Annotated in this window: 15 protein-coding genes; 6 read left to right on the plus strand and 9 right to left on the minus strand. The window is 63.5% G+C overall.

Going from position 1 to position 13705, the window contains the following annotated elements:
• Positions 1-53: 53 nt before the first annotated feature.
• Positions 54-836, minus strand: a complete 783-nt coding sequence (locus EJ070_RS32525) for a peptidoglycan-binding protein (RefSeq protein ID WP_126095002.1) — start codon at positions 834-836, stop codon at positions 54-56.
• Positions 811-2553 carry a HAMP domain-containing sensor histidine kinase gene (locus EJ070_RS32530; protein WP_126095999.1) on the minus strand — a complete coding sequence of 581 codons (1743 nt, stop codon included), beginning with the start codon at positions 2551-2553 and terminating at the stop codon, positions 811-813. Before EJ070_RS32530 ends, EJ070_RS32525 begins: the two co-directional genes overlap by 26 nt.
• Before the next feature lie 537 nt (positions 2554-3090).
• Between EJ070_RS32530 and EJ070_RS32535 the strand changes: the two genes are divergently transcribed.
• Complete coding sequence (locus EJ070_RS32535) at positions 3091-3474, plus strand: DUF5330 domain-containing protein (protein ID WP_126095003.1); 384 nt, start codon at positions 3091-3093, stop codon at positions 3472-3474.
• A gap of 188 nt (positions 3475-3662) precedes the next feature.
• The gene (locus EJ070_RS32540) at positions 3663-4091 is read left to right on the plus strand and encodes a SufE family protein (protein WP_126096000.1); all 429 of its coding nucleotides are present in this window, start codon (positions 3663-3665) and stop codon (positions 4089-4091) included.
• A 121-nt stretch (positions 4092-4212) separates the two neighbouring features.
• Here EJ070_RS32540 and EJ070_RS32545 read toward each other — a convergent pair whose 3' ends face one another.
• Entirely contained in the window at positions 4213-4638 is a 426-nt protein-coding gene (locus EJ070_RS32545; protein WP_126095004.1) for a MucR family transcriptional regulator, read from the minus strand.
• Positions 4639-5047: 409 nt separating this feature from the next.
• Positions 5048-5416: an SH3 domain-containing protein gene (locus EJ070_RS32550; protein ID WP_126095005.1), complete on the minus strand. Its 369-nt coding sequence runs from the start codon at positions 5414-5416 to the stop codon at positions 5048-5050.
• Positions 5417-5537: 121 nt separating this feature from the next.
• Here EJ070_RS32550 and EJ070_RS32555 point away from each other — a divergent pair, with 121 nt between their 5' ends.
• Both EJ070_RS32555 and EJ070_RS32560 read left to right on the plus strand, forming a co-directional pair.
• Entirely contained in the window at positions 5538-7637 is a 2100-nt protein-coding gene (locus tag EJ070_RS32555) for a S9 family peptidase (RefSeq protein ID WP_126095006.1), read from the plus strand.
• A gap of 102 nt (positions 7638-7739) precedes the next feature.
• Positions 7740-8129, plus strand: a complete 390-nt coding sequence (locus tag EJ070_RS32560; RefSeq protein WP_126095007.1) for an SET domain-containing protein-lysine N-methyltransferase — start codon at positions 7740-7742, stop codon at positions 8127-8129.
• A gap of 7 nt (positions 8130-8136) precedes the next feature.
• On the opposite strand, the gene EJ070_RS32565 is transcribed toward EJ070_RS32560, so the two are convergent.
• The 4 genes from EJ070_RS32565 to EJ070_RS32580 all read right to left on the minus strand — a co-directional run bounded on the left by EJ070_RS32565 (position 8137) and on the right by EJ070_RS32580 (position 11372).
• Positions 8137-9084 carry a cytochrome c gene (locus EJ070_RS32565; protein ID WP_126095008.1) on the minus strand — a complete coding sequence of 316 codons (948 nt, stop codon included), beginning with the start codon at positions 9082-9084 and terminating at the stop codon, positions 8137-8139.
• 9 nt (positions 9085-9093) lie between these two features.
• On the minus strand, positions 9094-9531 hold the full coding sequence (locus tag EJ070_RS32570; protein WP_126095009.1) for a cytochrome c: 438 nt from the start codon (positions 9529-9531) through the stop codon (positions 9094-9096).
• A 255-nt stretch (positions 9532-9786) separates the two neighbouring features.
• On the minus strand, positions 9787-10389 hold the full coding sequence (locus EJ070_RS32575; RefSeq protein ID WP_095805652.1) for a superoxide dismutase: 603 nt from the start codon (positions 10387-10389) through the stop codon (positions 9787-9789).
• Positions 10390-10496: 107 nt separating this feature from the next.
• On the minus strand, positions 10497-11372 hold the full coding sequence (locus EJ070_RS32580) for a branched-chain amino acid aminotransferase (protein ID WP_126095010.1): 876 nt from the start codon (positions 11370-11372) through the stop codon (positions 10497-10499).
• A gap of 153 nt (positions 11373-11525) precedes the next feature.
• On the opposite strand from EJ070_RS32580, the gene EJ070_RS32585 reads away from it, so the two are divergent.
• Both EJ070_RS32585 and EJ070_RS32590 read left to right on the plus strand, forming a co-directional pair.
• Positions 11526-12188: a haloacid dehalogenase type II gene (locus EJ070_RS32585; RefSeq protein WP_126096001.1), complete on the plus strand. Its 663-nt coding sequence runs from the start codon at positions 11526-11528 to the stop codon at positions 12186-12188.
• Positions 12189-12361: 173 nt separating this feature from the next.
• Entirely contained in the window at positions 12362-13183 is an 822-nt protein-coding gene (locus EJ070_RS32590) for a L,D-transpeptidase (protein ID WP_126095011.1), read from the plus strand.
• Between the two features lie 42 nt (positions 13184-13225).
• Here EJ070_RS32590 and EJ070_RS32595 read toward each other — a convergent pair whose 3' ends face one another.
• The gene (locus tag EJ070_RS32595; RefSeq protein WP_126096002.1) at positions 13226-13684 is read right to left on the minus strand and encodes a carbon monoxide dehydrogenase subunit G; all 459 of its coding nucleotides are present in this window, start codon (positions 13682-13684) and stop codon (positions 13226-13228) included.
• Positions 13685-13705 lie beyond the last annotated feature (21 nt).

The raw sequence follows: 13705 nt of genomic DNA on the forward strand, positions 1-13705 counted from the left end.
GCATGCGCGGTTCCTTACAGCATCGGCAGAGGAACCGGAACGGCTTGCGCCTCTCAGTTCGTCAGGCCGATCTCGCGCATCTTGACGTAGACCGCTTCGTCCGGCTCGCCGGTTTCGGGCAAGCCGAACAACGCCTGGAACTCCTTGATCGCGGCCTTGGTGCGGGCGCCGACCTTGCCATCGAGCTGCATGTCGTCATTGCCGAAGGCCTTGAGGCCGGCCTGGATCTTGACGATGCGGGCGTCGGGCGCTTGCGTCGCGCCATCGGCGGGCGCCGAGACCGGAATTGGAGCCGGCGCAGCCGGTGGAGCGGCAGTTGCCGGCCGCGGCGCCGGATGCGGGATGGCTGCGGTCGTCTGCCGGGCGCCGAGCTGATCGAGCAGCGCGCCGTCGATCTCTCCCGATCCGGGCAAGCCGACCTTGAGCTGATAGGCCTGGATGGCCTTGCGCGTGGCGGGCCCGGTGAGGCCGTCGACGGTACCGTCGTAGAAGTTGAGGTCCTTCAATATGCCTTGCACCTGCTGGACGACCGGGTCGGGCTTGACGGCCGGCTGCGCCGGCGCCTGCCGCACGATGTTGATGGTGGTCTCCGGTTCGTCGGAGACGGCGTTCGGGAAATTCTCGATGCTCCTGGTGGCGAAGAAGGCGCCCGTGTGCGGAAAAGGCTGATACCAGAGCGCGTTGGCCGAGACGTAGAACAGGGTCACCAGGAAGGCGGTCGAGCCGCCGACCAGAACGGGATTGCGCGAGATCACCTGGCCAAGCGCCACAGCGCCCTCGGCAAGGACGCCGCGCTCGGGTTCGACCACCTTAGGCCGTCTTGCGGAGCGAGCCATTGCTGTCCCCATTTGCATCCCCCTTCGGCTTTGCAGCCGGCATCGGCAGCACCCCGACGGGCGCGCCCGTGCGCCGCTTCGGCCCGCTCACCGGCAGGCTGATCGTCACCGTGGTGCCCTCACCCGGGGCGCTCTCGATCGACATCGTGCCCTCATGCAGCGCCACCAGGCCCTTGACCAGGGACAGGCCGAGCCCGGTTCCCTCGAAACGGCGCGTATAGTCGTTCTGGATCTGCATGAACGGCTTGCCGAGATTGGCCATATCCTCCTCGGCGATGCCGATGCCTGTGTCGCTCACCCAGAAATGCAGCCGCGAGCCGACGCGCTTGGCGCCGATCGTCACGCTGCCGCCATCGGGCGTGAACTTAACCGCGTTCGAAACGAGATTGATCAGGATCTGCTGCACGGCGCGGCGGTCGGCATTGATCTCGCCGGCGTCCGGCGCGATCTGCGCGCCGAGCGCGATGCCCTTCGCCTGCGCCAGCGGCCGCATCATCGAGCGGCACATATCGACCGCCTCGACAAAGCGGAACGGTTCCAGCTCGGTCGCATAGGCGCCTGCCTCGATGCGCGAGACGTCGAGGATCGAGGTGACGACGGACAGGAGATGTTGGCCCGACTGCCTGACCAGTTCGACATATTCCTTCTGGCGCGGATCGCGGAAGGCGCCGAACATCTCGTGCAGCAGCATGTCGGAGAAGCCGATGATGGCGTTGAGCGGCGTGCGCAGCTCGTGGCTTACCACCGCCAGGAAACGCCCCTTGGCCACTTCGGCGGCCGCGGCGGTCTCCCTGGCCGCGGCAAGCTCCTCGCGGAGCGCCGCGACGTCGTCATTCTCGCGCAGCACGAGGGTGAAGACGTCTGGTTCGAGCTCGCCGCGCATCCATTCCAGTCGGAACGGGCGAAAATTGTCGGTCGAACCGCTGCCGTCGCGCGGCAGCCGGATGCGCAGGTCGAGCCGGCGTTTCGGCGCGCCCTCGCGCATGTCCGCGAGCGCGGTGAGATAGGCGACGCGGTCGGAGAGATGGACACGGTCGAACAGGCCGGTGCCGAACAGAAGCTCCGGTGCCAGCTTCAGAATGGAACGCGCCTTGACTGATGCGTCGAGCACTTCGCCCTGACGGCCGACACGCAGCACGACGGCGTCGATGACGTCCTCGAGACGGTCGGTCGCAGGCTCTGCCTGGCGCGTATTGGCCGGATTGGCGAAGGCCGCCCCGCGAGGCAACAGAGTAAGCGCCCAGGCGAGCGGCAGCAGCCAATGCCAGGTGGCGATACCGGCCGCGCCGAGCGGCAGCAACTGGTTCGCGAAAGGCTGCAGTAAAATGGCGGCAAGGGCCGCCAGCGCGCCCGAGAGCGCCGCGCGCCGTGATCCGGTGACCCACCAGGCCTCGACCGGCAAGGCTGCGGCAAGCAGGGCGACTGGAGAGGCCAATCCACCTGCCGCGGCGACGGCGCCAGCAAGGGCGAAGCCACCCACCGCAATTGCGGCGCGGCCCGCGAACGCCATGTGGCCGGTGGCAGCAACCAGAAGCGCCGCGAACCAGCACAGACCGAAAGCGCCGAAGATGGCGGCTATCGTGACAGCCGCGCCGAGGCTGGACGTGACCAGCGTCACCGCCGCGCCCGCCACCAGGAAGGGAGCCGTAAGCATGACGCCGATGAAGCGGCGCTGACACAAGCGCTCAGCCTCGCCCGCGACGGTCGGATGAACCATGCGTTCGCAGCCGGCGGCAACCGCGCCGGGCAACTGAACGTATCTGGCCGCAATCGAACTCAACGCACTCGTACCCGGTCGTGAAATTGCCCCTGCTTTGCAGGTGGCCCTTGATTGGCTTGAAACTCGCATCCAGCGTTTAAGGAATGGATAAGGCAGACGCGGCGGGCACCCTGCCCACACGGCAAATATTGGGACGCCGGCACCGCAAAGCTCATCGATCTGCCGCCATGGTAAATGGTGCGTTAGCCTCGAACAGGCGCGGCGGGACTCCCAAAAACCTGAGCCGACAAACTCTTCTATCTAAAATTCTTCTTTTAAAACAGCAACATAGATGGTTATCGTAAAGTTAATGCAATCGATGAGACTTGAATGAAATCAATCTCGAAAACCAATCCTTTCGAATTTGCCTAAAATTTGAGGAAAATTCGCGGCTTCGGCGCAAGCCGTCCTTTGCGCGCCTGTGCCACTATCCCGCCCATAAAAGAGGTCATGCCAATGGGATGCATGACCCGGTCACGGACGAGAGGCATTGAAATGGGCTTTCTGATCAGGATGGCTTTCTGGTTCTCGCTGGTGCTCCTGGCGCTGCCGCTCGGCGTCGGCCCGGACGAGGATGGCCGCGAGGCGGTCGGGCCGATCCAGGCGCTGTTTGCGGCGCGCGAGGCGGTCGGCGACATTGCCGGCATCTGCGAGCGCAAGCCGGACGTCTGCGAGACCGGCAAATCGGCCATGCACACCATTACCATCCGCGCCCAGGAAACCGCCAAGATCGCCGCAGCCATGCTTGACGACCAGCAGTCGGAAAAGTCGGCCGCGCCCGAGACGAAAGTGGCGGAAACGTCCGCCGAGACCACCGGCAGCGTCGCCGAGGGCATCGTGCTGCCCGCCAAGGTCAACATCCCGGTGATGAAGAACTGAGATTCCTTTTCAGCCGTTCGCCCGGCTTTTTTAGTTTTGGCGCAATTCCGGACGGAAAACCGTTCACACTTTTCCTGGAATTGCTCTAACGCCGCGGGCCCGTCCGACCTCTCGACGCCCGCGGCGTCTTTCTTTTCCGTGACGCCTTTTTCCGTGACGCGGGGGCGCCGAGTCACTATATGCGGGCCATGGCGACCTCGATCGAAACGATCCGCGACGACTTCTCCCTGCTCGACGAGTGGGAGGACCGCTACCGCTATGTGATCGAGCTCGGCGAGGGACTACCGCCGTTTCCCGAGGCCGAACGCACAGCGGCCAACAAGGTGCCGGGCTGCGTCAGCCAGGTTTGGCTGATGACCGAGCAGGGACCGGGCGTCGATCCGGTGATCAGCTTCCAGGGGGATTCGGACGCCCACATCGTGCGCGGCCTTGTCGCCATCATGCTGGCGCTGTTCTCGGGGCGGCCGGCCAGCCAGATCCAGAGCACCGACGCGGAAGTCACGCTGAAGGAGCTCGGCCTCGACGAGCACTTGTCGCCGCAGCGCGCCAACGGCCTGCGCTCGATGGTCAAGCGCATCAAGCGCGATGCGGATGCTGCGCTGAGGCAGACCGCCTGACCGCGGCTCCAGGGCGGTTCAGCTTCCCATAGCCGACTGATCCGCTTCGAATATCCGTTCCCGCAAAAAGCAAACGGCGCCCCGAGGGACGCCGTCGAACTTGCAGACGCTGGCTGCGCTGTCAGCGGCCCTTGCGCTTGCGGCCGAGGCCCATCTTCTTGGCCAACTGCGAACGGGCCGCGGCGTAGTTGGGAGCGACCATCGGGTAGTTGGCGTCCAAGCCCCACTTCTCGCGGTATTCTTCCGGAGTGAGGTTGTAGTGGGTCATCAGGTGGCGCTTCAGCGACTTGAACTTCTTGCCGTCTTCGAGGCAGACGATGTAGTCGTCATGCACGGAGCGCTTCGGGTTGACGGCCGGCTTCTGCTTCTCGGCCGACGGCTGCTCCGTCGTGCCGCCGACGCGTCCGAGCGCGGCGTGAACGTCGGCGATCAGGTTCGGCAGTTCGCCGACCGGCACCGGGTTGTTGCTGACATAGGCCGCGACGACATCGGCGGTCAGCTCGATCAGCGCGTCACTATTGCTTGAAGGTGTTTCGACGATATCCATTGTGCTCAGGCCCCAACGAGAGTTTGTTTCTAGACTGTGCCCTTCTTTGAGATCGGGCATCGCGCGAATTTCATGCAGGCAAGCCCCTGCGATTCGCGTCGCATCATCTTAATGACGCTGTGCTGCAAGTAAGTCAATTCGCCTATCAAAATATATTCGGCGATATTCATCAAATATTGCCGTTTCAGCTTCAAAAATTCGTGCGCCGTGTAACTTAGCGAGATTCTTCTGGCCGGACCAGCGCAGCCTGACGCCGCGTCAAGTTCGCTTTACACCTCGGCCGGCGGCAGACATAGTCCTTAATGCTTGACTAATGCTTGTCTGCCCGCAGCGGCAAGCATCGAAAAGTCACACGTGCCAGAGGCTGCAAGGACACTCTTGCTCGCGCGGAGCGGGTAGACGGAACCTCTCAATAGGGCGTGATATACTTGCCGTAGACCCAGCCGGTGACGAAATGACCGTTCTGCGCCGGATCATGCCAGACCTCGCACCAGCGATAGCGGATCGCCTGGCGCTGCTTCCAGTGCGGTTGGCCGGCAATGTCGAGCAGATCTATCCCGCCCGTGCAGCGGCCGGTCATCTGCAGGACGGTGCCATTGGGATAGGCCGCCTGCTTTTGCGATGTGTTTGACGGAAATTTGCGGGCGTTGAGCGTGTCGCCGAACGGCACGCCCGCCACTTGCCAGGCGGCGAACGCGGTTGCATGAGACTGGCTGGAAAGGGCCAGGACTGCCGAAGCGATGACGAAAGCCATTGCAGTGCGAGCATAGGACTTCATCTTTTCCCCCTTCAACTTACCTTATGCAGGCGATCTTGAAGCCCGCCCCTTGAACCGCTGCTGAGTGGCGTGTTCATTCGCCATTCAAGCAAACTTCAGGCAAATTCCACAGCGAGACGTAATGACCAGATCTTCCGCCTTCCCGACCGCCAACCCGCCGCGGCCCGAGAAACGCACCGTCTTCGACACGCATCACGGCATTACCCGCACCGACGACTATGCCTGGATGCGGGCCGACAACTGGCAGGCGATGTTCAGGGACCCATCGCTCCTCGACGGTGCGATCCGCTCCCATCTCGAGGCCGAGAATGTCTACCAGGCGACGTTGATGGCCGACACGGCGGAACTGCGAGCCAAGCTTTTCGCCGAGATGAAGGGGCGCATCAAGGAAGACGATTCGACAGTGCCGATGAAGGACGGCCCCTATGCCTATGGCTCGTCCTTCCGACAGGGCGGCGAGCATCCGCGCTACTTCCGCACGCCGCGCGACGGCGGCGTGGACGAGATCCTGCTTGACGGCGATAAGGAAGCGGAAGGCAAGCCCTATTTCCGCCTCGGCGGCGTCGACCATTCGGCCGACCACAGGAAGCTGCTCTGGGCCTTCGACGACAAGGGCTCGGAATTCTTCTCGCTGCGCGTGCGCGACATCGCCAGCGGCAAGGAACTGGCCGATCAGGTCCCGGATACGGGTGGCGGCGGGGTGTGGAACGCCGGCGACGGCGGCTTCTTCTATACTCGCCTCGACGACAATCATCGCCCGTCCAAGGTGTTCTTCCACGCGCTCGGCGACAGCCCGGAAAACGACCGGCTGATCTATGAGGAGACCGATCCCGGCTTCTTCATGGATGTCGGCGGCACACGCTCCAACGACTGGATCATGATCGGCATCAACGACCATGAAACCTCCGAATACCGGCTTTTGCGCGCCGACCAGCCCTTCGCCGAACCGAAGCTGGTGGCGGCCCGCGAGACCGGCCTGCAATACGATCTCGAAGAAGGCGGCGACATCTTCTTCATCCTCACCAATGCCGACGGCGCCAAGGATTTCAAGATCATGACCGTGCCGGTCGAAAACCCGACACGCGCCAATTGGACGGAACTGGTGCCGCACGAGCCCGGCCGGTTGATCCTGTCGGCGCTGGGCTTCAAGCGTCATATGGTCAGGCTGGAGCGCAAGGAAGGGCTGCCGCGCATCGTCGTGCGCGAGCGCGCCAGCGGCGAGGAGCATTTCATTTCCTTCGACGAGGAGGCCTTCTCGCTCGGCCTCTCCGGCTCCTACGAATACGACACCGAGGTGATGCGCTTCACCTACTCGTCGATGACGACGCCGGCGCAGGTCTTCGACTACAACATGCGCACCCGAGAGCGCGTTCTATTGAAGACGCAGGAAGTGCCTTCAGGTCATGATCCGGAGCAATATGTCACGCGCCGGCTGATGGCGCCCGCCGCCGACGGTGAACTGGTGCCGATCTCGCTGATCCATCATCGCGACACGCCGCTCGACGGCTCCGCGCCCTGCCTGCTTTACGGCTATGGCTCCTATGGCATCGCCGTTCCGGCCGCCTTCAACACCAACTGCCTGTCGCTGGTCGATCGCGGCTTCGTCTACGCCATCGCCCATGTGCGCGGCGGCAAGGACAAGGGCTACGGCTGGTACGAGGACGGCAAACGTCGGCACAAGATGAACACCTTCATCGATTTCATCGCCTGCGCGCGCCATCTGGTGGCCGAGCGTTACACAAGGCATGACCGCATCGTCGCCCAAGGCGGTTCGGCCGGCGGCATGCTGATGGGGGCGGTCGCCAACATGGCGCCGGAAAGCTTCGGCGGCATCGTCGCCGAGGTGCCCTTCGTCGACGTGCTCACCACCATGCTCGACGCCAGCCTGCCGCTGACGCCGCCCGAATGGCCGGAATGGGGCAATCCGATCGCGTCGGCCGACGACTACGGCACGATCGCGGCCTACTCGCCCTACGACAACGTCGCGGCGCTCGACTATCCGCCGATCCTGGCGCTGGCCGGGCTCACCGACCCGCGCGTCACCTATTGGGAGCCGGCCAAATGGGTGGCGCGGCTGCGCGACCGCAAGGCGGGCGACAATCCGGTGCTGTTCAAGATCAACATGGAATCCGGCCATGCCGGCGCGTCGGGCCGGTTCTCGCGCCTGGAGGAGATCGCGTATATCTACGCCTATGCCCTGAAAGTGACCGGCAAGGTCTGATTTTTACTCGCAATTGCGACGGCCACGCGCTACGCAATTCGCCGTCGTTTTTTGGCCGCGGCCCTTTCGGGTCGCGCCCGCCATACATTCGCAAGGGTCGTCATGCTGCTCGTCGACGTCTATCTCGACAAATCGCCCATCCAGGGCATCGGCGTCTTCGCCAAACACCGCATTCCAAAAGGCACGTTGATCTGGAAGCTCGATCCAAGATTCGACCGATGCATTCCCGTCGACACCTATGAGAACGAATCCGGCCCGGTGAAATCCTATCTCGACCGCTATTCCTATCCCGACCGGCGCGACCCCAACTACATCGTCTTCGAAGCGGATGACGCCCGCTACATGAACCACGCCGACGAGCCGAACTGCGACGTGTCCTCGCCCGAGGAGACCTACGCATTGCGCGACATCGCGCCCGGCGAGGAGCTGACCTGCGACTACAACCACTTTTTCGAAAACGGCTTCGACTTCCTCGGCGACCGCCACGCGTAGCCTGAGATCATTTTGACGGCTTGCGCGCCGGGTAGCCGTTGGGGTGCGGCGGGACGGCCTTGAGATAGGCCGCGATCGCGGCGCGGTCGTCGGCCGTCAACTGAGCCATGTTGCGCTGCACCTCGACCATGGCGCCGCCGACGGAATCGAAATCGGGCGTGAAGCCGGTCTCGAGATAGTTGGCGATGTCGGCCTCTGACCAGCTTTTGATGCTGTTCCCGTCGGGGGTGATGTTGGGCACGACGCCCGAGCCCTCGGCGGCCACGGCTCCCGCCAGCCACTCGGCCTTCTTGACGCCGCCGGCGAAGTCGCGCGGCGAGTGACATTCGCCGCAATGGCCGGGTCCCTCGACCAGATAGCGGCCCGCCAACACCTTGTCCGGCGTGCCGTCGGGCAAGGCGATCACCGGCTCGGGGCTGAGATAGAGCCGCTTCCAGAGACCAATGCCGCGACGGATATTGAAGGGGAAAGCGAGCTTGTGGCCCGGCGCCTTGCCGGCGACCGCCGGCAGCGTCTTCATGAAGGCATAGAGGTCGGCGATGTCGGCCGGCTTCATGCGCGCATAGGAGGCATAGGGAAAGGCCGGATAGAAGTTCTCGCCGGACGGCGAAACGCCCCTCAGCATGGCATTGGCGAAATCTTGCTCGCTCCAGGCGCCGATGCCGTCCTTGGCATCCTGCGAGATATTGGGCGGCACGAAAGTGCCGAACGGCGTCTTCAGCTCCAGCCCGCCGGCAAGCTCCAGGCGGGCATCACCCTTGGACCCCGGTTTGGCATGGCAGGACGTGCAGCCGCCGGCATTGAAGATGCGCTGGCCCCTGGCGGCGTCGCCGGAGCCGAGCTGTGCGACGGTCGCGTCATCGAGCCGAACCGGCGCAGCCAGGACCCAACCGGCGACCGCACCGGCGCCGCCCAGCACGATAACGGCACCGACGAGCTTCTTCAGCCAGGCCATATCAGGCGGTCAGCCCTTCTTGATCCTGTAGTTCTGATGGCAGGCGCCGCAGTCGCCGCCAATCGTGTTGAGCTGCGCCTTCAAACCATCGACATCGCCCGGCGGCGAAGCGACCGCTTCCTTGACGTTGGTCAGCAGCTTGTCCTCGGCTGCCTTGAAGCCGGACATGTCTTCCCAGATCTTCGGCGCGGCCGTGGTGTCGCCTTGATCGCTGCCGGCCGGGAACAGCTTCTCGGCATCGAACTTCTCGGCATTGGCCTGCAACGCCTTCAGCGTCGTCAGCACGGCGGAGGCATCGAAATCCTCCTCGCCCTTGACCACCTTCGACAACTGGCCGGCGAGCTTGCCGCGCTCCTTCATCAGAGCCTGGCGATCCTGGATCGGATCGGCAAAGGCGGCCGAACCGGCAAAAGCGAGCATGGAGATGGCGAGGACAAGCTTTCTCATTCAATTGGCTCCATCGGTGAAGAGAGTAAGCGACTACGGCATTTCACCGTTTCACGGTGAAATGCTCTATCTCCTTGTTGGCGCAATTCCAGACGGAAAACCGTTCCACGCTTTTCCTGGAATTGCTCTAAACGCTAACGGACCTAGCGATGGGAATATTCCCCCAGTGCCGTCACGATTTCCCGATCGTGATCAATCTCCTGTGTTGGCAGATAAAGAAAAGCCCCGGCATGCCGGGGCTTTTCGTCGGATTGGTCAGCCTTTAGCCTTCTCATAAAGCTCCAGGACATAATCCCAGTTGATGAGGCTATCGACGAAGGCTTCGAGGTATTTCGGCCGCGCGTTGCGGTAGTCGATGTAATAGGAGTGTTCCCACACGTCGACGCCGAGGATCGGCGAAGCGCCATGGACCAGCGGGTTCTCGCCATTGGGTGTCTTCGAGATCGCGAGCTTGCCATCCTTGACCGAGAGCCATGCCCAGCCGGAGCCGAACTGGGTGGTGCCGGCGGCGACGAAATCCGCCTTGAACTTGTCGTAGCCGCCGAGATCGCTGTCGACGGCCTTCTGCAGCGCGCCCGGCAGCTTGTTGCCGCCGCCGCCCTTCTTCATCCATTTCCAGAAGTGGATGTGGTTGTAGTGCTGGGCGGCGTTGTTGAAGAGCCCGGCATTCTTGCCGAAGGACTGCTTCACGACCTCTTCAACCGACAGGTCGCCCATTCCAGCCTCGGCGGCCAGCTTGTTGCCGTTGTCGACATAGGCCTTGTGGTGCTTGTCGTGGTGATACTCCAGCGTCTCCTTCGACATGTAGGGCTGCAGCGCCTCATAGTCGTAAGGCAAAGCGGGCAACTCAAAAGCCATGGATGGTACTCCCTCAGGAAAAAGTCCGGTGCAACTACCGGACTAAGATAGGTCTGGAATGGATTGGGGCAACTCCGGAATGAAGCGCCGGTCGCCTTTTTATCCGCTCAGGCGGCGGGAGTCGAATGCGCCCAATCCCAATAGAGCTCGCGCGCCTTCTTGGCCACCGGTCCGGGCTGGAGATCGCGGTCCTCGATGCGGGTGATCGGCACCACCTTCGAATGGTTGCCGGTCGAGAATATCTCGTCCGCTTCGAGGAAATCGCGGATCGTGAGCGTCTTTTCGGTGGTCCTGAAGCCGTAGTCGCCGAGCAGGTTGATCGTGCGCGAGCGGGTGATGCCGGACAGGAACGTGCCGTTCGCAGCCGGCGTCATCACATGGCCGTCCTTGACCAGGAAGATGTTGGAGGTGCCGGTCTCGGCGACGTTGCCCAGCATGTCGAGCACCAGCGCATTGTCGAAGCCGCGATTCTTGGCCTCGAGGATGGCGCGACCGTTGGGATAGAGGCAGCCGGCCTTGGCGTTGGTCGGCATGGTCTCGATGGTCGGCCGCCGGAACGGCGAGACGCCGATCGAAAAGCCGGAAGGCGGGATCATCGGCGATTCATAGAGGCAGAGACAGAAGCGGGTCGAGGCCGGATCGGCCGGCACGCCCATATAGCCGCCATGCTCGGCCCAGTACATCGGCCTGATATAGACGGCGGTCTTGCCGTCGAATTTCTTCAGGCCGTCCCAGGCCAGCCCGACGATCTCATCGGCGCTCATGGATGGCTTCAGGCCGAGCGCGATCGCCGAGGCGTTGACGCGCGCGGCATGACGGTCGAGATCTGGCGCCACGCCTTCGAACCAGCGGGCGCCGTCAAAGACGCTGGTGCCCAGCCACATGGCGTGGCTGCGCGGTCCGAGAATGGCGACGTTGCCCTCGTACCAGTCGCCGTCCACATAGGTCCATGTCGCGGACTGCGCCGCCGCCGCCAGTGTCATCGTTTGCCGTCCATATCGATGATTTTCGAGCAGCCATAGGACGATGCTTTGGCGGCCCACGTCAACCGACATCGGCCAAAATCGTTGAGGCCAGAGGCACTTGCGCGCAATCAGCGCTTGCGCGACGCCGCGGCACGCCGCAAAACTCTGCTTATGCACCATGCGGCCTATGTCTTCGACGCCTATGGCACGTTGTTCGACGTGCATGCGGCCGTGCGCCGCCATGCCGGCGAGATCGGTCCGGACGGCCAGCTTCTCTCCGAAATCTGGCGCGCCAAGCAGCTCGAATATTCCTGGGTGCGGACGCTGATGGGCGCCTACGCCGATTTCTGGCAACTGACCGAGCAGGCGCTGGACTTCGCGTTCAAGAAGGTGCCTTCGGCCGATCCGGCGCTAAGAGCCAGGCTGCTGGAAGCGTATTGGCGGCTCGACTGCTACCCGGAAGTGCCGGCGGTGCTGAAGGCGCTCAAGGCATCGGGCGCGAAGCTTGCGATCCTCTCCAACGGCTCGCCGGAAATGCTGCAGGCGGCGGTGAAATCCGCCGCCCTCGACCAGATCCTCGACGACGTCTTCTCGGTCGATGAGATCAAGCGCTTCAAGACCGACCCGTCGGTCTACGACATGGTGGTCACGGGCTGGCGGCTCTATCCGGAGGCGGTGTCGTTCCAATCCTCCAACCGCTGGGACGTCGCCGGCGCCACCAAGTTCGGCTTCCGCACCGTCTGGATCAACCGAACCAACCAGCCGGACGAATACCGGGACTTTCCGCCGGGGCTGATCCTGCCCTCGCTCGAGGGCCTGCTGACAGACGCCTGACCTTGCTGTTGCTGCAGCGCAACAGATGTGTCGCGGTCACAGCTTCGCCTTTGTTTGTCCACCCTCAGGCCAGAATTGGAACCGCCTATCGCCGCCGACTGTTATTGGAGCTGCCGGCGGCCAGCCTGCGGATTCATGCTTTCTTGCGAATTCAAGACCTAGAAAAGGCAACCATGTCAGACGCTTCCTTCCGCATCAGCCGCCGTGGCTTCCTCAATCTCACAGCCCTCGGCGCTGCTTCGGCCGCGGTTTCCGCCTGCACCACCACCGGTCCGGGCCCCGAACCCGTCCAGCCGCCACCGCCCGCCTATGTGGAGCCGCCGCTCGGCGACTACGAGACGATGTATGGGCCGATATCCGACAACGGCTTCGACCTGCCGGCCATCCCGGTAAACAAGATCGATCACAAATTCCTGCGCCAGATCGTTCCCGACCCGACCGGACAGCGGCCAGGCACGATTGTCGTCGATACGACGAACCACTTCCTCTACCTGGTGCGCGAGGGCGGCCAGGCGATCCGCTACGGCGTCGGCCTCGGCCGCGCCGGCTTCGAGTGGTCGGGCGACGCCGTGGTGCAGTGGAAGCAGAAGTGGCCGAAATGGACGCCGCCGGACGAGATGGTCGCCCGCCAGCCGGAACTGACGCAGTTCAGCGCCAAGAATGGCGGCATGCCCGGCGGCTTGAAGAACCCGCTCGGCGCTCGCGCGCTCTATTTGTTCCAGGGCAGCCAGGACACGCTCTACCGCCTGCACGGCTCGCCGGAATGGTGGTCGATCGGCAAATCGGTCTCGTCGGGCTGCGTGCGCCTGATCAACCAGGACATCATCGACCTCTACGACCGCGTGCCGAACAAGAGCCCGGTCGTCGTGACGGCCGATATCGGCGAGCCTGTGTCAGACTTGCCTGAGCGCAGGGCGATCCCGATCGACAACGGCGTGCCGACAGGTTCGATCCTGCTCGGGCCCGTAAAGCGGATCACCAACGAGATCTTCTGAGCCGGTCGGGAGGCAAGGCGGCGGAAGCCGCCGCCTTGCCCGTCATGCCTGGACGGGTTGCACGGCCAGGCGCTCGCCCAGATTGGTGAAGAACTGCCCCGCGAGCTTGCGGGCGGTGGAATCGATCAGGCGTCCGCCGAGCTGTGCGATCCTGCCTCCGACATCGGCCTTGACCACATAGGACAGCATCGTGACACCCGGCCCGTCTTCGGCCAGGGATACGTCGGCGTGGCCCTTGGCGAAACCGGCGATACCGCCTTTCCCTTCCCCGCTGATCGTATAGGCGCGCGGCGGGTCGAGATTGCTCAATTCGACCTCGCCATCGAAGCGGGCCTTGATCGGCCCTATCTTCAGCACGACCGTCGCGGTCATATTGGTGTCCGACTGCTTTTCCAGTGCCTCGCAGCCTGGGATGCATAGCTTGAGCGTCTCGGGGTCATTAAGTGCCCGCCAGACCGTCTCGACGGGGGCCTCAATTCGCTCCTGCCCGTTCATATCCATGAAATCAAGCCCTTTCCGTTG

It is taken from the genome of Mesorhizobium sp. M1E.F.Ca.ET.045.02.1.1 (assembly GCF_003952485.1).
Lineage (GTDB): Bacteria > Pseudomonadota > Alphaproteobacteria > Rhizobiales > Rhizobiaceae > Mesorhizobium.